The sequence below is a fragment of the uncultured Parabacteroides sp. genome (genome assembly GCF_905196875.1).
In the GTDB taxonomy this organism is placed as follows: Bacteria; Bacteroidota; Bacteroidia; order Bacteroidales; family Tannerellaceae; genus Parabacteroides.
On the sequence record NZ_CAJJWO010000081.1, the window covers coordinates 1 to 22660 of the forward strand.

13 protein-coding genes are annotated in these 22660 nt (G+C 43.4%); 5 read left to right on the top strand and 8 right to left on the bottom strand.

Annotated features, from left to right (window positions below; genetic code table 11):
* On the bottom strand, positions 1 to 3070 hold a 3070-nt coding region (locus QZ076_RS18930; RefSeq protein WP_293716128.1), incomplete at its 3' end, for a TonB-dependent receptor.
* 234 nt (positions 3071 to 3304) lie between these two features.
* Positions 3305 to 4306, bottom strand: coding sequence for a FecR domain-containing protein (locus QZ076_RS18935; RefSeq protein ID WP_293716130.1), 1002 nt, complete (start codon positions 4304 to 4306; stop codon positions 3305 to 3307).
* Between the two features lie 107 nt (positions 4307 to 4413).
* Between QZ076_RS18935 and QZ076_RS18940 the strand changes: the two genes are divergently transcribed.
* Together QZ076_RS18940 and QZ076_RS18945 are read left to right on the top strand one after the other, a co-directional pair.
* The gene (locus QZ076_RS18940) at positions 4414 to 5001 is read left to right on the top strand and encodes an RNA polymerase sigma-70 factor (RefSeq protein ID WP_293716133.1); all 588 of its coding nucleotides are present in this window, start codon (positions 4414 to 4416) and stop codon (positions 4999 to 5001) included.
* Between the two features lie 76 nt (positions 5002 to 5077).
* Complete coding sequence (locus QZ076_RS18945) at positions 5078 to 6202, top strand: DNA polymerase III subunit delta (protein ID WP_293716136.1); 1125 nt, start codon at positions 5078 to 5080, stop codon at positions 6200 to 6202.
* 14 nt (positions 6203 to 6216) lie between these two features.
* Here QZ076_RS18945 and QZ076_RS18950 read toward each other — a convergent pair whose 3' ends face one another.
* Positions 6217 to 7539 carry an MATE family efflux transporter gene (locus tag QZ076_RS18950; RefSeq protein WP_293716139.1) on the bottom strand — a complete coding sequence of 441 codons (1323 nt, stop codon included), beginning with the start codon at positions 7537 to 7539 and terminating at the stop codon, positions 6217 to 6219.
* Between the two features lie 209 nt (positions 7540 to 7748).
* Here QZ076_RS18950 and QZ076_RS18955 point away from each other — a divergent pair, with 209 nt between their 5' ends.
* Positions 7749 to 8744: a gliding motility protein GldB gene (locus QZ076_RS18955; protein WP_293716142.1), complete on the top strand. Its 996-nt coding sequence runs from the start codon at positions 7749 to 7751 to the stop codon at positions 8742 to 8744.
* A gap of 78 nt (positions 8745 to 8822) precedes the next feature.
* Here QZ076_RS18955 and QZ076_RS18960 read toward each other — a convergent pair whose 3' ends face one another.
* Entirely contained in the window at positions 8823 to 10439 is a 1617-nt protein-coding gene (locus QZ076_RS18960; RefSeq protein ID WP_293716145.1) for an ABC-F family ATP-binding cassette domain-containing protein, read from the bottom strand.
* 285 nt (positions 10440 to 10724) lie between these two features.
* Here QZ076_RS18960 and QZ076_RS18965 point away from each other — a divergent pair, with 285 nt between their 5' ends.
* Positions 10725 to 12488: an alpha-glucosidase gene (locus QZ076_RS18965; RefSeq protein ID WP_293716148.1), complete on the top strand. Its 1764-nt coding sequence runs from the start codon at positions 10725 to 10727 to the stop codon at positions 12486 to 12488.
* A gap of 287 nt (positions 12489 to 12775) precedes the next feature.
* Entirely contained in the window at positions 12776 to 13195 is a 420-nt protein-coding gene (locus QZ076_RS18970; protein ID WP_293716151.1) for a VOC family protein, read from the top strand.
* Here the strand turns inward: QZ076_RS18970 and QZ076_RS18975 are convergent.
* From QZ076_RS18975 to carA, 4 genes are all read right to left on the bottom strand, one after another.
* Positions 13150 to 14685, bottom strand: a complete 1536-nt coding sequence (locus tag QZ076_RS18975; RefSeq protein WP_293716154.1) for a SusD/RagB family nutrient-binding outer membrane lipoprotein — start codon at positions 14683 to 14685, stop codon at positions 13150 to 13152. The genes QZ076_RS18970 and QZ076_RS18975 overlap by 46 nt on opposite strands.
* A gap of 20 nt (positions 14686 to 14705) precedes the next feature.
* Positions 14706 to 17903 carry a SusC/RagA family TonB-linked outer membrane protein gene (locus QZ076_RS18980; protein ID WP_293716157.1) on the bottom strand — a complete coding sequence of 1066 codons (3198 nt, stop codon included), beginning with the start codon at positions 17901 to 17903 and terminating at the stop codon, positions 14706 to 14708.
* A gap of 192 nt (positions 17904 to 18095) precedes the next feature.
* Positions 18096 to 21320, bottom strand: coding sequence for a carbamoyl-phosphate synthase (glutamine-hydrolyzing) large subunit (gene carB / locus QZ076_RS18985; protein ID WP_293716160.1), 3225 nt, complete (start codon positions 21318 to 21320; stop codon positions 18096 to 18098).
* A gap of 171 nt (positions 21321 to 21491) precedes the next feature.
* Positions 21492 to 22598, bottom strand: a complete 1107-nt coding sequence (gene carA, locus QZ076_RS18990; RefSeq protein WP_293716163.1) for a glutamine-hydrolyzing carbamoyl-phosphate synthase small subunit — start codon at positions 22596 to 22598, stop codon at positions 21492 to 21494.
* Between the last annotated feature and the right edge of the window lie 62 nt (positions 22599 to 22660).

Consider the following 22660-nt stretch of genomic DNA (forward strand, 5'->3'; position numbering starts at 1 on the left):
GGTGGCTACCATTATATACACTTCTTGAATGATTAGAACGGTCAGGTTCCGTTGCTCCGGTTGATTTACCATATAATCCGGCACCCGGGTTTTCCGGTGAACGCCATCTGTCTTTCACAGCCTTCAGTACATTAAAAACACCATCCAGATTGGTAATACCTTCTTCATTCGCCCATACTTTATTCCCATAAGTTCCGGAAGTAACAATAGACAAATCAAAATTCTTATAAGAGAAGTTATTAGTAAAACCGAATACGAATTTAGGGAACGGGTTACCGATTTCTGTTTTATCCCCGTCTACATCAGTTAATGTAATAACATTATCACCATTAATATCTTTGAATTTAATAGTTCCAACCTGTGAGTCCACCATCTTAGGTGAGCGATCGAAATCATTTTGATCGACATAAACACCTAACTGAATCGGCCCGTAGAACTGTCCTATACGACCACCGACCTTGGTTATTGTAGAAACACGTTCCGCATAAGCTACGATCTGATTACTACCTCCTGACAAAGCCAACACCTTATTGTCACTAAAGGCAATATTGAAATTAGTATTCCACTTAAATTCGCCTACCAGGTTTTTGGTGTCCAAAGAGAATTCATGTCCCCAGAACTTCAACTTACCAACATTACCTGTGAAACTGGAGAAACCGGATTCCTGAGGGATCGGCAGGTTATAAAGCAGTTCGGTCGTACGTTTATCATAATAATCGTAAGTGAAATTGATACGGTTATTCAAGAAACCAAAATCAACACCTAAATCCAGTTGCTTGGTCGTTTCCCATCCCAGATTATCATTACCCAACTGTGTTACAGCTGTTCCGCTGGATGATGTGTCGCCAAATACGGTATTAGCACTACTTACCACATTATAATGTGTATAGTTTCCTATGTTATTATTACCTACCAGTCCATAACTACCACGAATCTTCAGGAAAGAGATTGGTTCTATCTTTTGCATAAATTCTTCTTCACTGGCTACCCAGCCTAAAGAAACAGATGGGAAGTTACCCCATTTATTATTTCTACCGAAACGGGAAGAACCATCACGACGGATACTTGCGTTTAATAAATAACGTCCTTTATAATCATAATTCAAACGAGCCAGATAAGAGATCATACTCCATTCCTGAATATCCATAGAAGGATTATTTTTAACCAAAGCCATATTGATCGTTTGGATACGGTCGTCTGGGAAATTGGATCCTGTTATTTCCGAATAATCGCTACGATATTGCTGTACGGTATAACCGCCTAAAATATCGAATGAATGGTCACCGAATTGTTTAGCATACGATACTGTATTTTCAGAAAGCCAGGACCAATACCGGAATGTTTTATCAGCCAGATAAGCATTGATCTTACTTGGAGCCGCAGCAAAAGCACGTCCGGCTGTAGAAGGCTGGAAATAATGAGTGTTACTATTTCCTAAATCCACACTGATACTTGTTTTTAACTTTAAATCTTTAATCGGTTCATATTCCAGATAACCATTGGTCAATAAACGGTTCCATTGAGATTTGTTAGTAATATCTTTCGCTGAGCGGATCCAGTTCGGGGTTTCAAATGAGGTTACACCCGGTGTCGTTACTGTAACCGGCAACGAACCGTCTGCATCCTTCCAGGAAAGAATAGGGGGTGTTAATCTGGCATTATCCAGCAAACCACCACCACTTCCAAAGAATCCGTCGGCGGGAGGTGCATCATCGAAACTAAAGCTCGGTGCAATATTAAAGGCAATCTTAAATTTATCATTGAACTTATATTCATTATTCGCACGTGCTGTAAAACGATTGTAAGAAGAATTATTTACAACACCTTCCTGTCTGAAATAGCCCAATACAACAGAACTTGTAAAGTCACCTTTACTAGCATTTACAGATACACTATAATCACCGATCATGGCTGTACGCAACATCGCATCATACCAGTCGTAACCTTCACCATACTGAGACGGATTCTTGAAGGCATCAGGTACATCTATCCCCATATCTTCATAATGTTCTTTTCTGAATTGAGCCCATTCCGTACCATTCATCAATTCCGGACGCCCGTTTTTAGGAACCTGCTGGATACCCGTATAAGCATTTGCACTTACTTTAGTTTCTCCGGCCTTTGCCCGTTTGGTTGTTATCAGTATAACACCGAAGGCCGCTCTCGAACCATACAAAGAAGTAGCAGCAGCATCTTTCAAGACCGTCATGCTTTCTATTTCGTTCGGATTGATGTTATTGATATCTCCCACGATCGGGAAACCGTCGACAACATACAGAGGTGTAGAGGATGTAGAAATAGAAGCAGCACCACGGATACGGACACTTACACCTTGCCCCGGTCTACCTGAACCCTGACTGATCTGTACACCGGTTACTTGTCCCTGCATCTTCTGGGAGAACTGACCGACAGGCAGATCGGAAAGATCATCCAACTTAACAGTTTCCATAGATCCCGTTACACTTCTCTTATTCTGAGTACCATAAGCTACTACTACTACTTCGTCCAATGTTTTCAGATCTTCCTTCAAAACAACATTAAAAGAAGTTCTATTACTAACGGGTGTTTCATAGCTTGCATAACCGATATAAGACACCTCCAAAATAGCATCATCGGATGTTTCCAACAAGAACCGACCATCCATATCCGTTACCGTTCCATTAGTCGTCCCTTTTACCATTACATTGGCTCCAATAATAGGTACACCTGTTGCATCAACTACTGTTCCCGTTATTTTTTTCCTATTCTGGGATATTACGGGATTCGACGATTTTACGGATAATACGATTCGATTTTCTACAACAGAATAACCGACATTAGTCCCGGAAAAGATAACGTCCAATACTTTAAATATATCAGCATCATCAACAGATACCGATACTTTACGATTCAAATCTACATGACGATTGTTGTAAAAAAAAGAAAAATTACTCTTTGATTCTATTTGCTCCAACACATTCTGCACGGTCTGATTTTTAGTATCCAAACTAATCCTTGCTGTTTGTGCATAACTACCAGAGGCATGTAGTAAGCTAATAGAGCTAATCATAAAGATAAAAAACAGCTTCATAACCAATGGGATTTTTTTTAAGGTTAACACAAGTGACTTTGTCACCCATATCAATTGGGCAATAAATAATTTTTGCATAACTTTGTATACTCTTTTAAGGTAAAAAAATGATTTGATACGAACCTGTCGCCAAACAGGTTTCTTTCAGTTTAATTTTTTCATTCGGATGAATACGCCAATATTTATCCGAATGTTTTCGTTTCAAGGGGGACTGTTTGCCATACGCTTTTGTTTTTAATAGATTTCTACTTTACTTTTTCTATCCAATTTATTTTCTTTCGGAAGATAGCGCCACTTTATTCCGGAAGAAGCATTGAATATATCCAATATCTGTTCTAATCGATGATCGGTAAAGGATCCGGTAAAAAGATCGTTTACATATTTATTATTTGATACTACAAATTCCACATTATACCTTTTCGTCAACATACGAATCGCTTCTTTAAAAGGAGTCTTCTTAAAAACAATCATTCCATTTTTCCAGGAGGTCTCTGTTTCTCCACTTGTGTGATATACTCTCGGTCGGTTTGCCTGTATGTTGTAAACCAATTTCTCACCGGGCTTCATATCAACCTGACCGGACTTAGTAATAAAAGCGACTTTTCCACTGATCAATGTTGTCGAAACAATAGAATCCCACTTAAATGCTTCCATATTAAAAGATGTTCCCAATACTTCTACTCTGGCATTGTGAGGAGTAGTTACAATAAAACGTTTTTCCGGATTCTTCACCACTTCAAAGAAAGCTTCACCTTCCAAACGAACCGAACGAAGATTCCCTTCAAATCTTTCCGGATATATCAACGAAGATTCAGAGTTCAAATTTACCTTCGTACCATCCGGTAATGTCAGATTGGTCATCATTCCCGGATTTGTCCGTACTTCCAACATACGTATATCCTGCTTTTCCGGAATAAGTACTTGCAACAGGTAAGCGATCAACAACGGTATAAATAAGATTGCAGCCACCCGCTGTCCCCACATAGACAAGACCTTCAACTGACTTCTACGGATACGACCATCTACTTTATTTAAAGCGTTGTCCGTATTCACTATATCCATTATAGAAATAGTGTCTGTCGCCAAATAAATCAACTGTATCTGTTGAGCTATCTTATAATGCTCATCCGATTGACGGATCCAAGCTTCAACCATCTCTTTTTCCTCCGCAGAAGCATTACCTTCACAATAACGAGGAAGAAGCTCCTCTATAATATCTATATTTCTTTCACTCATTAAATCTCTTTTTATTATTATGACAGGTCCCGGAACATGAGTTCCTAAACAGAAATCGACTTTTTTCAAAAAAAATTATGATATTTGCTCTGAGATATGATAAAGACATGAAAAGGAGTATACTTCAAGAGCAATATCAAAATGAGGATTTTCTTCTGTCGGCACTACGTCAGTCAGACAGGAATGCATATTCTTGCCTATTCCGGAAATATTACCCTATGTTATGTGCATACTGTCACAAATTCATTTCTTTAGAAGATTCAGAGGAGATCGTACAGGATGTTCTATTCTGGTTATGGGAATCCCGTAAAGAGTTGGTTATCGAAAAATCGCTCAGCCAATATCTGTTTAAAATAATATATAACAGGGCTATTAACAAAATAGCCAGTTTACAAGCAAAGAATAAAGCGGATACCGTATTTTTCGAACAAATGCAGGAAATGTTGCAGGATACTGACTACTATCAGATCACCGAACTAAGAGAATTACTAAAAAAAGCTATCAACAAATTACCCGACAGTTACCGGGAAGCATTTGTCATGCACCGTTTCCAGCATAAGACTTACAAAGAAATAGCCGAACAGGTTGGAGTATCAAGTAAAACAATAGACTATCGAATCCAACAAGCTTTAAATATATTACGCAAAGAATTAAAGGATTATCTACCTCTCCTATACTTTATTCACCTGGTCTGAAGGTATATCGCACTGATATCTTCTTATTTTTCCCGATTATTCGTACCTTTGTTCTAACAATACAAAAGGAACATTCATGTATTTCAAAGATATAATCGGTCAGGAAGAAATAAAAAAACGACTTATCCATTCAGCACAAACGGGTGTTGTACCTCATGCCCAGTTATTTACGGAACAGGGAGGAGCAGGAGCTTTTCCTTTGGCATTAGCTTATGCCCGTTACCTGAATTGCACACACCGAACAGAGACAGATGGCTGCGGAACATGTCCTTCCTGTTTGAAATACAATGAACTGGCACATCCTGATTTACATTTTGTATTTCCTATTGTTGCCAAGAAAGAAAAGAAAAAAGAAGTCTGCGATGACTATTTGACCGAATGGCGCAGTTTCCTAAAAGAGCGTCCTTACTTCAATATAGACGGATGGCTCGATTACATCGACGCCGGTAATTCCCAGGCTATCATCTATTCAAAGGAAAGCGATGAGATTATACGTAAGTTAAATCTGAAAATATATGAAGCGACCTATCGTATCTTATTGGTATGGCTACCGGAAAAAATGCACCCAACCTGTGCCAACAAACTATTGAAGGTTATCGAAGAACCACCTTTAAACACCGTTATCCTGATGGTTTCGGAAATACCCGATCAGGTATTAGGAACAATTTTGTCACGTGCGCAACGGATCAATGTACGATCTATCCATCCGGAAGCGATTACATCTGCTATGGTCACACAATTTGGACTGGCAGCAGACGATGCCAAGCATGTCGCGCATTTGGCAAACGGTAATTACCTGAAAGCCGTAGAAGCAATCAGCCTGAGTGAAGAGAATAGTTTCTACCTGGAACAATTTAAAACGATGATGCGTAATTCCTGGGCACGCAATGTAAAAGGGATGAAAGTAATGGGAGATATTCTGGCTGGCATCGGACGCGAACGGCAAAAAAATTTCCTGCAATACTGCCAGCACCTGATCCGTGAAAACTTTATGTACCGTTTCCAGTCTCCGGAATTGAATTATATGAATATGGATGAAGCAGGATTTGCCGTCAAGTTCGCTCCTTTCGTCAACGAGAGGAACGTATTCGATATCATGGAAGAACTGGCCAAAGCAGAACGGCACATTACACAGAACGTAAATGCCAAGATGGTATTCTTCGATCTTTCACTACGACTGACAGTTCTTATAAAACGATGAAAGAAAAGATATATTCAGATTCTTTTATTCCGCCAATTCCCTTTCCAAAGATAGAAGAACGAGATCAATAACATCCCATTATAAGCATACTCCGTTGTCCAGCAAACAGCGACATCCACCATTAACCAGGCACCGACCCAATAGGTATAAGCTACATATACAAATATACTAGCCATATCGATCAGTAACGCAGACTGTGTATTTCCAGTTCCCGACACACTGAAGAAATAAATAAAAGCGGGAACTGCCAGGATATAAGAGGAAAGCATTACCCATAACGAAGGAATAGAACTCTGTATCAAGTCCGGGTTATCTGTATATATCCTCAAAACCAGGTCTGGAAATAAAGCTATTAGCGCACCTATCGGCAACACGAAGAAATAGCAGAGACGAATCATACGCCCGCACAATCCCATCACCTGATCCGATTTCCCTGAACCGATCAGGTTACTTACCAGCGAACTCGAGGTGGAAGCAAAAGCATTGACGAACATAAACAGGAAAGAAGATATACTACGCACCACATTCGTAATAGCCAACGGTCGTTCCCCCTGATGCTCCATCACGACAAAAAAGATAAACCAACCTAAAAATGCAATACCATGTTGCACCATGATCCAGATAGAAACATTTAATATCTGCTTCAACATCCGGAAATCGATCCCGGAGAAGCTGAACATAGCATATTTCTTATAATCGATTTTCTTCCAGGTGTAAAGAATAAAAAACAATACCGACACGGCTTCCGAGATAGAAGAAGCGATTGCAGCCCCGGCAATCCCCAATGCCGGAAATCCAAACTTACCGAATATCAAGACATAATTAAGCATTACATTCGTCAGTACCATCACAACCGAGTTGGCTGTTAGTATCTTCGTCTTGGTGATACCGACATAAAAAGCCCTGAACATTACTGCTATAAACGAGAAGAAAAAACCGTAAACACGCCAATCGATATAACTCATGGTCGCCAGATACACATCATCCGAACCGATCAGCTTCCGTAGTATGACAGGAGAATAGAAATGAGAGATGGTAAATAAGGCTCCCGCCAGTAATAACAGGAAAAGCGTACCTTGCATAAATACCGGACCGATCCGGGTATAATCGTGCGAGCCATTCCTCCGGGCCATCAATACCTGCGCTCCGACACTAAAGCCGAACCCCAACATATAGATCACCAGATAATAAACTCCTGCCAGTGCCGATGCACCAAGTTCCACCTCTCCTACCCGTCCCAGGTAAGCCGTATCTGTTAAGCCGATCATGTGCTCCATCAGCAAGCTGACCAGTACAGGATAGGTTATCTGCCAAATTTGTTTATTTGTAAATTGCATATTGGATATTCAAAAAGGGTTGCAAAGGTAATAATAAGATACATTCCATACAATATAACCGATAAATATCCGTTTATCAATTTGTCACTGTCATGCCATGTAAATCGGATTACTATACCGGGTATTTGAAATTACTATACCGGGCAACATTTTTTAACGTATTAAAATGACAGGTAAGAAAGTAAATAGATAACATAAAGATATAAACGATGATCTTCAAAATATTCCTGACATTCCTTATGACCGTCAGTTTTTGCAGTTGTAGCGGACAAAACAGTCATGCAAACAGTATTACTACTGCCACCCCGATGCCTATCAATCGTTTCGATAAAGAAGTGTTTCAACTGATCAATTCGGACGACAGTACATTCAACCAACAGTTACTGGCCAAGTATCCCCAAATGACTGAAATTCTAGGTAAAGGTATTCTGAACATGCAATCACCGGATATGCCAGGTTTCTTTACGAAGCTTGAGAACTTTTATTCGGAGCCGACATTGAAAAGTCTTTATAGCGATGCCATTCGGAAATATGACTCCGTAACAGAACTGGAACAGTCGCTCGGGAATGCTTTTGCCTGGATACATGAAAACTTCCCGGCCATGCAGATCCCGGCTTTATATATGCATGTCTCCGGTTTCAATCAGAATGTATTGGTAGGAGATAGTTTATTATCGCTCTCTATCGATAAGTATATGGGAGAAGATTACCCTCTGTATCAAGATTTCTTTTATGACTACCAACGCCGTAAAATGCAGCCGTCACACGTGGTTCCCGATTATGTAGCAGGTTGGCTGATGTCCGAATATCCGTTTACAGGAAAAGAAAATGTACTGCTCGACCGTACGATCTATGAAGGTAAGATTAAATATCTGGTTCTATTAGCTCTACCGGAAATGACACCGGCCAGTCTGTTCGGTTATACGAACGAAGCATGGGAATGGTGTAAAAACAACGAAGCGAAATTATGGAAAGCTATCGTAGAGCGTAAACATTTATATACTCCCGACCAAATGACGACCATGAAATACTTCGAAGACATACCTGCACAATTCCTGACAAGCGATGCACCGGGGAATATCGGAAGTTGGGTCGGCCTGCAAATCATAACCCAATATATGAAAGAAACGAATACGAGCCTTGAAGCATTGATGAAAAATGAAAATGCACAGGAGATACTGACTTTGTCCAAATACAAACCATAGGGCATAAAAAAAACCGCCCTATTCTCACGAACAAGACGGATAACCTAATCTAACTTAATTCTAATACCATGAAAAACACTATATCTTAATAACAGGTCTTGAAGAAAAAAGTTCAACGAACCTGTTTATTTTAATTTCTTTCACAAAATAAAGATCGTGTGAGACCAACAGCACCGTACCTTGATAGTCCTTTATTGCTGCGGTTATTATATTAACACTCTGTATATCCAAATTGTTCGTCGGTTCATCTAAAATAAAAATATCCGGCGTGCTATTGCTGACCATCAAGCAACAGATAGCCAACCTCATTTTCTCTCCACCGCTTAACTTTAAACAGGTTTTATCCCATGTGCCGACCGGAAAAAGAAAACGACTCAGGATCATTTTTAACTCATGTTCCGGTTTAGCAAACAAATTGAATTGCTCCAACTGTTCAAAGACTGTCAGGTGGGGCTTCACGATCGAATATTCCTGGTCAATATATACATATTTGAAATCGGCACGGTCGATAGAACCGTCGGTCGGCTCCAATTCACCCAAAATCAATTTCAGTAATGTCGTTTTCCCCGTGCCATTGTTACCGCTAAACTGGATACGGTCGCCACTTTTAATCTGCAGATCCAACAGCTCAGGCCATAAACGATCCGTACCATATCCAAAGTTCATATCTTTAATGGTTACCAGTATTTTACCGATATGAAGATTAGGGGAGTTAAAATCGATTTTCATCTGTCGCATATCAGGTAAAACGGTCTGGATATCCGTAATGGTAGAACTGATCGAACTCATTTTCTCATCATGTACATCCTTTAGTTTAACGGTGCTTTGTTCAGCATGCTGTCTCATAGCTCCCATCATTATCCGGGGGATACCTTTCTTTACAGCTGCTTTCTCTCCTCTTACACTCGATTTATTCTTCCTCTCCAATGTTTCCCGAGCTATTTTTTTTGCCTGACGCAACTCTTTTTCTTTTTCATTCAACTGATTTTGTAAGGCTATTAATGCTTGTTCCTTTTGTTCTTTATAAAATTCATAATTACCACCATACAGAGTTATCTTACTTCTGTCCAGTTCACAGGTATAAGGTAACAGATTCAACAAAGTCCGGTCGTGACTCACGATAAGCATCGTGGCACGGCTCGACTCAATAAAGCTGTATAACTTATTTCTGCTTCCGGTATCCAGATGATTGGTCGGTTCATCCATCAGGATAATTTCCGGTGAATGGATCTGCAGGCCGGACAGGAATACTTTTGTCTTCTCCCCGCCACTGAGCAGGCGCATGGGCTGATCCGGCTGTACATGTTCCAAACCCCAAAAGGAAAGGGCTGCCAGACTACGCTCCTCAATATTCCAATCGTCATCAAGTATCGTAAAATTCTCCTCGGAAGCATCACCTGCAATAATGGCATGTAACGCTTTGATCTTAGGTTCTACCTGTAAGGCCTGCGTAACCGTTAGTTGATCGTATTGCCCGAAATGTTGGGGCACATAATAGGGTTTGGAAGAACAAACGACCTCACCGGAAACGGGTTCCAAGCCGCCTTCAATAATACGTAGCAAGGTGGATTTACCGGAACCGTTATTCCCTACTAATGATAATTGTTCTCCTTTATTTACCGTCAAATTAATATTCTGAAATAGTGGTTCCTTATCCGCATGGATATAGCTAAGCTGCTGCACTGATATGCACATAGTCTAATTACTTTAAAAATGTTAGAAACTGAAATGGATTAAAAAGATGTGCCCGAGAATGGCACCTGGAAGCCGGGAGGATAACAAATAAGGCTTTCAGTTTAAGGACTGAAAGTATACTACTATTATGTGAAAACCGGCTTTACTTAAGATATTTTCATCGGAGTATTTATAAAATTATGCGACAAAGATAAGCATACTTTTTCCATATTTCCAAATAGTATGCAAAATCTGTACTAAACCATGTTCCCTTTCCCGTTGTTATAAGGAAAAATAAAACGAGAAATGTCAAAACATACAAGCGAAAACACGTCCGAACGGATCGATACAACTGAGAGAGCCTGGTGGAAAGAGGCCGTTATATATCAAATCTATCCCCGTAGTTTTAAAGACAGTGATGGCGACGGAATCGGCGACCTGACCGGTATCCTTACTAAACTGGACTATATACAAAACCTGGGGGTAGATGTGATCTGGCTAAATCCTATCTTCCTCTCTCCCAACGATGATAACGGATATGATATCAGCGATTATTACGAAATCATGAAAGAATTCGGTAGCATGGAAGACTTCGACAGGCTACTCCACGAAATCCATAAACGGGGCCTTCGTCTCGTACTCGACCTGGTAGTTAACCACACCAGTGACGAACATCCCTGGTTTGAGGAAGCACGCAAATCGCGCACCAACCCCTATTATACCTATTATCATTGGTGGCCGGCCGAACAAGGAGAACCTCCTTTACGTCCCAGTTATTTCGATGAAGACGGTACCGCCTGGGCTTATAATAAGCAGACAGATTCTTATTATCTTCATTATTTCTCCCGAAAACAGCCGGATCTCAACTGGGAGAACCCAGATGTAAGACGTGAGATTTTCGATATAATGAAATTTTGGTTTGACAAAGGTATCGATGGCTTCCGTATGGATTCTATTTCATTGATTGCAAAAGATGTTTCATTCCCCGAAATAGACTTAAAACAATTTCCCGGTTTATTCGAGTTTTATGCAAAAGGTCAACATCTGCATGATTATTTGCATGAAATGAACCGTGCTGTTTTAAGCCATTATGATTGTATGAGTGTGGGAGAAGGTTCTGCCGTACCGGTTGAAGATGTTGCCAAATTCGTCGATCCGGATCGTGAGGAGCTAAATATGCTTTATCATTTTGATGCAGCCCGTATCCGGAACACATCGCTTCCTGATTTTCCGGACACAGGTATCGATTACAGCCTGATCCGTCTGAAAAAGATGTTCGACGAATGGGATAAAGCGGTGGATAAAGGCTGGCCCTCCATCTATCTGGGTAACCATGACCAACCGCGTATGATTTCACGTTTCGGTAGCAATGATCCCCGGTTTCGTTCGGTATCCGCCAAAATGCTGGCCACTTTCCTGCTGACCATGCGCGGCACACCTTACTGGTTTGCGGGCGATGAGATAGGGATGTGTAATATATGTTTCGAAAACATAGACGATTACAACGACATCGATACAAAAAACAGATATAAGAAAACTGAAAAGGAAGGTGGAAATACACAGGCCTTCCTGGAAGAACAGAAACAAATCGGCCGTGATAATGCCCGCACCCCGTTCCAGTGGGATAAATCAGCTAATGCCGGATTCACCACTGGAAAACCCTGGATAAAAGTAAATCCGGATTACCAGACTTTCAACGTTATTTCCGAAGAGAAAGAAAAAGACTCCATCTTGAATTATTTCAAAAAGGTCATCGTTTTCCGTAAAGAAAATCCAAACCTGGTATATGGTACATTTACCTTGCTGGATATAAATAATCCCAGAGCATTCCTCTACCTGCGTGAAAGTGAAGGCGATCGTTTTCTGGTAGCCCTCAACTTTACACCTTTGGTTGCAATTGCCTTACCGGGATTTCTGCTGGAAGAGGTCGAGGTTGTTCTCTGCAATTATAAAAAGCCTATCGATATAGATGTGAAGGATGAGATCACATTACGACCTTTTGAAGCGATCGTACTGAAACTTCATCCGAAAACAGAATCTTATATCGACTCATTAGATCTTCTCGAATAAATAACATAAACATCAGGTGATAATTCAGGAATTACAATGAAAGGGAACCCTGTCACCTTGCAGAGAACAAAAGCCTATGTTAGAGCAACAGGATACACCGCATTGATATAACACGGGATAAATAATCCTTTCTTCATATTGGTTGATAAATTATTACATAAATATAACCACCCTTGTTCAGGTTATCTTCTTCAAAATCGTTAAAATCTCACTACAAGGTTTTAAGTTATAAATCTTGCCTGAAAACAAATATTAGTTATTTTTGTGTAGTTAAGTCAGTTACCAATATGAGAATAAAAAGCCTCGACCATCTGGTCATCCCGGTGAAGGATATAGAAAAAAGTATGTCTTTCTACACTTCTGTCCTTGGTATGGAAGCAGACATTTCCAATCATCGTTACGCCGTCAGGTTCGGTGATCAGAAAATAAATCTGCATGTAGGGAAAGGAGAATTCCTCCCGGCAGCTGCAAATCCCGAATTCGGGAGTGCGGATATCTGTCTGATTGCAGAAGGAGATATAAAAGAGATCAAAGCAGAACTGGATAACCGACACATCCCGATCGAAGAAGGAATTGTTCGCCGTACCGGAGCTAAAGGTCCGATCGACAGTATTTACCTGAGAGACCCGGATGGAAATCTGATTGAGATTTCGACTTACAATTACTTATCCCACCAAACCGACGTTGTCAACAAATCGCTTCCCTGACGTGCAACCGCTTGCTGGTATTGTTCCTTATTCAGCTGAATTTCACTATTAGGATAAAGCAGACGCGACGGAACAGTATTGATACCTATCGGTTCAAAAGATTTGATAATCTCCTGACCGTCGACTGTTCCAGTCCATACAACATCCCCTTTTTTAATCAAAAAAGAAGGATAACCGGTACGACGATATTCCGACCAAGCCTCATTTCCCTGCAACAACAGGGCTACCCACTTTTGTGTAAGAACCGTTTCGGCAGTGGCAGGTGTAACGTTTGACAGGTAAGTTTCGATAGCTGTTTCCGACACACCCCATTTCTGCATCGAGGCACGGATACCATTCCTATAATACTGTTCATCCCAGTTCTTATATTCGGAAAGGATAAATTGTAGTTCAGAATATTCCATTAGGACTTCCCGGTAATCGCTTTTGTAGATTTCAGTACCGGGTTTGCTGACCTTGTCAGGATTGACCAAGCTGGCGGTATACATATCCAATCCATACGACTGCCCTACATATTCGCCATCGATATTCGGCTGTGCAAATACGGCCAGGCGAGGATCTTCGATCGTAAAAGATCCCCGTTTCCCTTTCAGGAAATCCACCAAAACATTGCTCACTGCATAATCGTTACGGTTCGCCAGAATAGTGGCCACATAGAACGGGGCCTGGTTTGGGGCAGACGTTTCGTAAGCCAGGGAAGCATTATCCTCGTTACTTTCAAAAACTGGATATATGGAAGGGTTGCTGATAATCTCCTTCATCCGTACATCTGCTTCCTGCAATTTATGACGTACCCGATTGGCAATACGCAAGCTCAGGCTGTTAGCCAGTTTTTGCCATTTCGAAGCGTCACCGTTATAGATGGCATCACCCTGTCTAAAGGCGGGTTGGTCCACATTTATTTGCAGAGAGGCTTCTTTCAACTCATTCAACATATCTTTATAAATATCCTCCTGGGTGGCATATTGGGGATAAATGATGCCCTCTTCCGCTTTACCGGAGTCGAACGCCGGATTCTTTCCTGCATACGAATTATAAGGGATGTCTCCCCAGGTATCTGTCATGATCTGGTAAGTCCAGACTTTTAGGATGCGGGAAGCGGCAATCTGGTTTTCATTCAGCCCATTGGCGGCTGCTTGCAGACGAGTCTCTTCATGGGTATTCAACCGGATGATCTCGTCAAGGTTATTCTGGGCGAGATAAAGATCGCTCCAAACCGTATTACCGGTCGTACTCAACCAGTAGTAGCGATCGGCATCCGTATAGGTATTGTTAGCCAACCACTGTACATACAAGTCTGTTCCACCTATTGACAAGGTAGTGGAACGAACAGCATTCATGATCTTTTTCTCTACATTCGAGATAAGCGACTGGGTCGGGACTTCCTGAGGGCTGTTCGGGTCTTTGTTTATATCTCCGAAGTCGCTGCATGCCGCAAGCAGCATGGCAAAACCCATAAGGAGTATATGATGATATTTGATTCGTTTCATAATTCTTTGTTGTTTGATTGTTAAAATTTAGCACCGACAGTGAAGCCATAGGTAACAGGTGAAGGGATATTCCCTCCATCGAGTCCCTGTACATTTCCGGAGCTCTGTGTAAAATCAGGATCGAAATACTTATTGGCCTTCCATATTGTCCACACATTGTTGGCAAAGGCAGATACACGCAAGTCTCTCACCACCGAGCGGTTTGCCAATGGAATGGTATAACCGGCACTGATCTCTCGCAGTTTCACATATGAAGCGCTGAATACATTCTGTGCCTGCACTCCGCTGCTATGCGAACGTCCCCAGTCGAAAGCCGATACCTGCACATCGTTCGGACGAACGTTACTTACCAGGTAAGAACCGTCCGGATTGAAAGTAACATCCCCCTGTACACCTTCCAGCACCAAGCCGTTTTCCCGTATTCCTCCGGTTGCCGTAGAAGCAAGCGTACCGGAATACATACCGTACTCATGTGTAACAGAATAAAAATGTCCCCCACTCCGCACATCGATCAGAAAACCGAAATCAAAGTTCTTATAACGGATATTGTTACGCATACCACCCAGCCAATCCGGAAGGATACTTCCCAACGACTCGGTCTGTGCCGTCTTCACATAAACACCCTGGCTATTGACGACCCGGTCACCCTGTGCATCGTACACATAGTTGAAACCGGTCAACTCTCCGTAAGGACTTCCTACTGTTGCATGCAGATCGACAAAGGAGGAGGCTATCTGTAACGTCTGCAGGTCACCATTCAATTTTTCCACACGGTTGATATTTTTCGACCAGTTAAATATCGCTTCCCACTGGAAGTCGGGGGTTTGGACAGGAACAATAGTCGCCACTAACTCCACACCTTTATTACTGATCTCACCGGCATTCATCCACTGACTGGTATAACCGCTCGAAACAGCCAGGGGAACCTGCATGATCTGATTTTTGGTCCGGTTATTATAGTAGGTCAAATCCAGTCCGGCACGATTATTCCAGAACTTCAGTTCCAGTCCGGCTTCTACCGAATGAGTCAGCTCCGGTTTCAGACGTGCATTGTTCAATGTTACATCCAGTGCATAACCGGGGACACCAGCGAAGGAGCTGCCTGTATATTCATAAGCACGTGACAGACTGTAAGGATCAGTGTCGTTTCCCACCTGCGCCCAGCCCAACCGTAGCTTTCCAAAAGTCAGCCAGGGATATGCTTTCATGGCATTTAACTCAGAAAAGATGAAACTACCGGAAAAAGAAGGATAGAAATAAGAATTATCATCAGCCGGTAGCGTAGACGACCAGTCATTACGGAATGTTGCATCGAGGAAAAGCATATTCTTCCAGCCAACATTGATACTGCCAAACAGAGAACGTATCTCTTTCCGGTAAGTTTTCTCTATATTTGATACGCTTCCGGCATTGCTCAGGTTATAATACTCGGGGATGATCAGTCCACCCTGCGTTTCTGCATTGTTGAGATTCCGCCATTGCGACATCAGGTTCACTCCGGCAAAAGTGGTAAATCTAAAATCCTTTACATCTTTATTATAATGCAATATGCCTTCATAATTGAACTCCTGGAAACGCTGGATATTTTCTGAATACTTCGAAGTGGTACGGGAGTAAACGGCAATCCTATCCTCCAGGGCATAAGTATAAATATCCCCATGTACTTTTGCCGTTGCTTTCAATCCGTCTATAATATTCCACTCCATCCCGGCATTACCGTAAACACGATTTCGCTTTTCGTCTGAGTAACTCATATTGGCGGCCCAGTAAGGATTATCGATATATTTGGGAGCCAGGTTATTCCAGGCTGTTACATTCCATAATCGTTGTGAACCATCCGGACGACGGTAGTCGGAAAGTTCTTTATAGTCTACCTGGTTCTGTCCCCATGAATATGCTTGTGTCATCACATTTCGGTTGGATGTTCCGGTCCAGGGACGACCTTTCACTCCCGTATTCATGTAGTTAATCGAAGCAGTGAAAAGAAAATCACCCTGCTTCACACTACCGCCCGCACTCAGGTTATTACGTTGCAAATGAGAATTGGGAGTGGTACCGGTAGAGGTACGGTTCGTATAAGATACACGGAAAGTCGTTATATCATTACCGCCGCGCACTGAAATATTATTATCGAACGAGACACCGGTCTTAAAGAAATACATCAGATCATGATCCGGGTATTTCCACTCTTTCGTCTTCAGATAAAGCGACGGATTTTCAGGATAGAGATTCTCCCAGGAAAGAACCTGCTGACCGTTATATCTCGGTCCCCAACTCTCATCGATCGCATAAGCAGGGACGTTATAGGTCTGCCCGTCGATCATCACCTGATTGAAGGTCTGCTGGTTACTGGCTCCTCCACCATATAGCTTCTGCATTTCGGGAAAGTTCCGGCGTGCTTGAGTATCAAAACTCACTCCAGTGCTGACGGATATTTCCGTCCGATTCTTATTGGAACCTTTTTTAGTCGTGATCAGGATCACACCGTTGTTGGCTCTGGAACCATACAGTGCCGTAGCCGAGGCACCTTTCAATACAGACATACTTTCTATATCATCCGGATTAATATCGGCAGCAGTATTCCCATAATCTTTATCTCCATAACCGACAGCAGTTGTAGAGCTACTTAGTTCGGCATTGTCAATAGGTGTACCGTCAATCACATACAAAGGTTGGTTATTTCCAAGCAGGGAGCTGACACCACGTACCAATACACGACTCGACCCACCCAGTGCCCCACCTGAGGTAGTCACCTGCAAACCTGCAACCTTACCGGAAAGCAAACCGATCGCATTAGTCTGCCGTGACCGGGTCAGTTCCTCTCCTTTCAGGTCTTGCACCGAATAAGATAATGCTTTTTTCTCTCGCGAAATGCCAAGGGCCGTTACAACTACTTCATCCAGTTGCTGCAAATCGGGAACAAGAATAATCCGCAGAGGAACTCCGTTTCCGGCTTTTACTTCCTGGTTTTTGTATCCGAGTGAAGATACCACCAACAAGGTGGCAGGAGAAGATACGGTCAGTTCGAAGTTTCCGTCTGCATCAGTTGCCACTCCATTTGTAGTACCTTTCTCTACTACGGTGGCGAAAGGCATAGTGGTATTATCTTCTCCATTTATCACTTGTCCTTTCACTATGATTTGTGCATTCAAACCCACTGTAAATAACAACAGGAGGATTATTAACGGAGGCTTTATCAGGTAAACTTTACTTTTCATTTTTATTCATTTAAATTATTAACCTTCTGTCTCTGCAAAAATAGATGAACGGATCACGGTGGGAAATACCATATTCAGGGTATATTCATTCTTATAATCTGACTCGTTTCAGTCATTGTACTATAAATAAAAAGGTGTGTCCGTTGTATTATTCATACCAGACACACCCCGTTATTTAATTAATTCAAATGCTTATTTATACTCCTGCCAACTCTTGATCTGAATATCGTCGATACTTAAAGTACAGAACGCTTCGATAAAGGCACTTGCCAGGCGGGCATTCGTGATCAGTGGAACATTCAGGTCGGTAGCGGCACGGCGGATTTTGTAGCCGTTATTCAGCTCACCAGCTGAAAGGTCACGCGGGATGTTGACTACCATGTCGATCTTCTTTTCATGCAACATGGTGAGTGCCTGCGGCTGTTTACCCTCTTCACTCGGCCAGTAAACCTGCGTACTCGGGATATTATTTTCTTCCAGGAAACGGTGTGTACCGCCGGTTGCGAATAAGCTATATCCTTTATTAGCAAGTTTCCGGGCTGCATCCAGCATCGCTACTTTCTGTTTCGGTGTTCCGGTAGATAATAGGATATTCTTTGCAGGGATACGTTGTCCGACTGCCAACATACTGGTAAGAACAGCTTCCGAAAGATCATCACCGATACAACCGACCTCACCGGTAGAAGCCATATCCACACCCAGAACCGGATCGGCCTTCTGCAAACGGTTGAAGGAGAACTGAGAGGCTTTGATACCTACGTAATCGAGGTCGAACGCATTCTTACGCGGTTTTTCGACAGGCAAGCCCAACATGATACGGGTAGCCAGCTCGATAAAGTTTATCTTCAGGACCTTACTTACAAACGGGAAGCTACGTGAAGCACGGAGGTTACATTCGATCACTTTGATATCGTTGTCTTTTGCCAGATACTGGATATTGAAGGGACCGGAGATATTCAGTTCCTTCGCTATCTGCTTGCTGATACGTTTGATACGGCGAACCGTTTCCACATACAACTTCTGCGCAGGGAACTGGATCGTAGCGTCACCGGAATGGACTCCTGCAAACTCGATATGCTCGCTGATCGCATACATCACGATCTCGCCGTGGTCGGCTACGGCATCCATCTCCACCTCCTTGGCATGTTCGATGAACTGGCTGACTACCACCGGATGCTTCTTACTGACGTTGGCCGCCAGTTGAAGGAAGCGTTCCAGCTCTTCCTGATTGGAGCAGACATTCATAGCTGCACCACTCAATACATAACTCGGACGAACTAAGACCGGGAAACCTACTTCCTCAACAAACTGATTAATATCGTCCATGCTACTCAGCTCTTTCCAGCGCGGCTGATCCACACCGATACGGTCGAGCATAGCGGAGAACTTCTCACGATCTTCCGCATTGTCGATACTCTTCGCTGATGTTCCGAGGATGTTGACATGCTGTTCGTCCAGACGCATCGCCAGGTTGTTCGGAATCTGACCTCCGGTAGAGACGATCACACCGTGCGGATTCTCCAGTTCGAGGATATCCATCACACGTTCGAAGGTCAACTCGTCGAAGTAGAGGCGGTCGCACATATCGTAGTCGGTCGAAACCGTTTCGGGGTTGTAGTTGATCATGACCGAGCGCCAACCTTCCTTACGGATGGTATTCAGCGCCTGCACGCCGCACCAGTCGAATTCTACCGAGCTACCGATACGGTAAGCGCCTGAACCAAGCACCACGATGGAGCGATGGTCGCCCAAATATTGCACATCGTTTTCCGTACCGCTGTAAGTCAGGTACAGGTAATTGGTCTGTGCCGGATATTCGGCAGCCAGCGTGTCGATCTGTTTCACTACCGGGAGGATGCCCCGATATTTACGATCCTGCCGCACCTGGAGGATTGCCTTTTCGCCGTCTTCCATCTGTTCTTTGAAGATAGCACGAGCGATCTGAAAGTCAGAGAAACCCTGCTTCTTCGCCAGACGGAACAGGTCGTCAGGTATATCGGTTATCTTGTCGAAGCTTTCCAGGGCCCCGGCTGTCCGGATGATATTGTGGAGTTTCTGAAGGAACCATTTGTCGATCTTTGTCAGGTCGTGGATCTGGTCGATCGTATAGCCGGCACGGAAAGCCTTGCTGATTACGAAGATACGACGGTCCGTCGGTTCGTTCAACGCTTTGTCGATATCGGCTATCACCAGTTCTTTATTTTCCACGAAGCCGTGCATACCCTGTCCGATCATGCGAAGGCCTTTCTGGATAGCCTCTTCAAAAGTACGGCCGATAGCCATCACCTCTCCCACCGATTTCATGCTGCTACCCAGTTCACGGGCCACGCCGTGGAATTTACCCAAGTCCCAACGCGGTATCTTACAGACTACATAGTCGAGTGCCGGTTCGAAAAAGGCACTGGTCGTCTTTGTTACCGAATTCTTCAGGTCGAACAGACCGTACCCCAGACCTAACTTGGCAGCAACGAAGGCCAGCGGATAACCGGTTGCTTTCGAAGCAAGGGCAGACGAACGACTCAGACGGGCATTCACCTCAATCACCCGGTAATCTTCCGACTCAGGGTCGTAGGCGTACTGCACGTTACACTCTCCCACGATTCCGATATGGCGGATGATGCGGATAGCCAGTTCACGCAGTTTATGATAATCAGTATTGGTCAGCGTCTGTGAAGGAGCGATCACGATAGACTCGCCGGTATGAATACCCAGCGGGTCGAAGTTCTCCATGTTACACACTGTGATACAGTTGTCGAAACGGTCGCGCACCACTTCGTATTCTACCTCTTTCCAGCCTTTCAGACTCTTCTCCACCAGCACCTGCGGAGAGAAAGAGAAGGCTTTTTCGACCAGCACATCCAGCTCTTCTTCATTATCGCAGAAGCCGGAACCCAGACCACCCAACGCATAAGCGGCACGCACAATCACCGGATATCCCAGTTCGGCAGCGGCACGACGGGCATCGGCTATATTTTCCACCGCTTCACTCTTGATCGTCTTTACATCGATCTCGTCGAGCTTGCGAACGAACAGTTCGCGGTCTTCCGTATCCATGATGGCCTGCACCGGAGTACCCAGCACACGGACATTATATTTTTCGAGTACACCACTCTGATAGAGCGCCACCCCGCAGTTCAATGCCGTCTGTCCGCCGAACGCCAGCAGGATGCCTTCGGGACGTTCCTTTTCGATCACTTTTTCCACAAAAAAAGGAGTGACAGGCAGGAAATAAACCGTGTCCGCAACCCCTTCCGAAGTTTGTACCGTTGCAATATTCGGGTTGATAAGCACCGTTTCGATGCCCTCTTCCTTGATGGCTTTCAATGCCTGACTGCCTGAATAGTCGAACTCGCCCGCTTCACCGATCTTGAGGGCGCCACTACCTAATATCAGGACTTTCTTTATATCTTCTTTCATATTGACCTTATTTTTCTTGTTAACACTTTTTAGGCGCATCGACTCGCCAACGTTGGCGAGCTTGCCTCTCTGGAGGCAGAGAGGGTTTGTCGCTGCCTCCACCTAGAAGGTGTCGCTGCCGTTGGTGACACCTTGTTGCTCACTCGGGCAAAGAGGCTTTGCGTACTCTCTTTATAACAGTTCTACGAATTTATCGAACATAAACTCTGTATCCGTCGGCCCGCTACATGCCTCCGGGTGGAACTGGGAGGAGAAAAAAGGTTTCGTTTTATGTTTGATACCTTCGTTCGTACCATCATTCATATTGATAAAGAGCGGTTCCCAATCAGTACCCAGCGTTGTGTTATCCACCGCATACCCATGATTCTGTGAGGTGATGAAACATTTCTCCGTGCCTACCATACGCACCGGTTGGTTGTGGCTGCGATGTCCGTACTTCAGTTTATAGATAGAAGCTCCACCGGCCTTGGCCAGCAACTGGTTCCCCATACAGATACCACAGATCGGTTTATCGCCACTCAATGCTTTACGGATATTCTGAACGGCTGCATCGCAGGTATCCGGGTCACCGGGACCGTTGCTGATGAATAGGCCGTCATATTCCAATGTATTGAAATCGTAGTTCCAGGGGACACGGATCACGGTCACCTCCCGTTTCAGCAGGCTGCGGATGATGTTATGCTTTACCCCGCAATCTACCAGAACAACCCGTTTCTTTCCTTCGCCTTCGCCATAAGTGATCACCTCTTTGCAGGATACTTTGTCTACGTAATTCACATTTCCGTATTGCCCGAAGTCCGTCAGGTCGGTCTTTGCATCGCCGATAACGATCTTTCCCATCATAACGCCATGTTCGCGCAATTTCTTGGTCAGGGCACGTGTATCGATCCCGTAGATTCCCGGTATTTTTTCTTCTTTCAACCAGCTTCCCAGACTTCCCTCAGCATTCCAATGACTATACTCATGACTGTAATCGCTTACGATTATAGCATCTGCATGGATCTTTTCACTCTCCATGAAAGTGGCTATGCCATCCGCACCGAACGTGCGGGCCGGTACACCATAATTACCCACCAACGGATATGTTAACACCATCAACTGGCCGGCATAAGAAGGATCGGTCAAGCTTTCCGGATAACCCGTCATCGCCGTATTGAAAACTACTTCGCCGGTCACCTCCTTTTCGTAGCCGAAAGAAAAGCCACGAAAAACAGTTCCGTCGTCTAAGATCAAAGTCGCTGTTTTTTCTGTTTGCATATAATCTATATCTTGTGTCATTTGACTAAATATTCTTCTTCCATATAATTAATGAAGGCATTGTTCACCAGACGTGCCCCGCC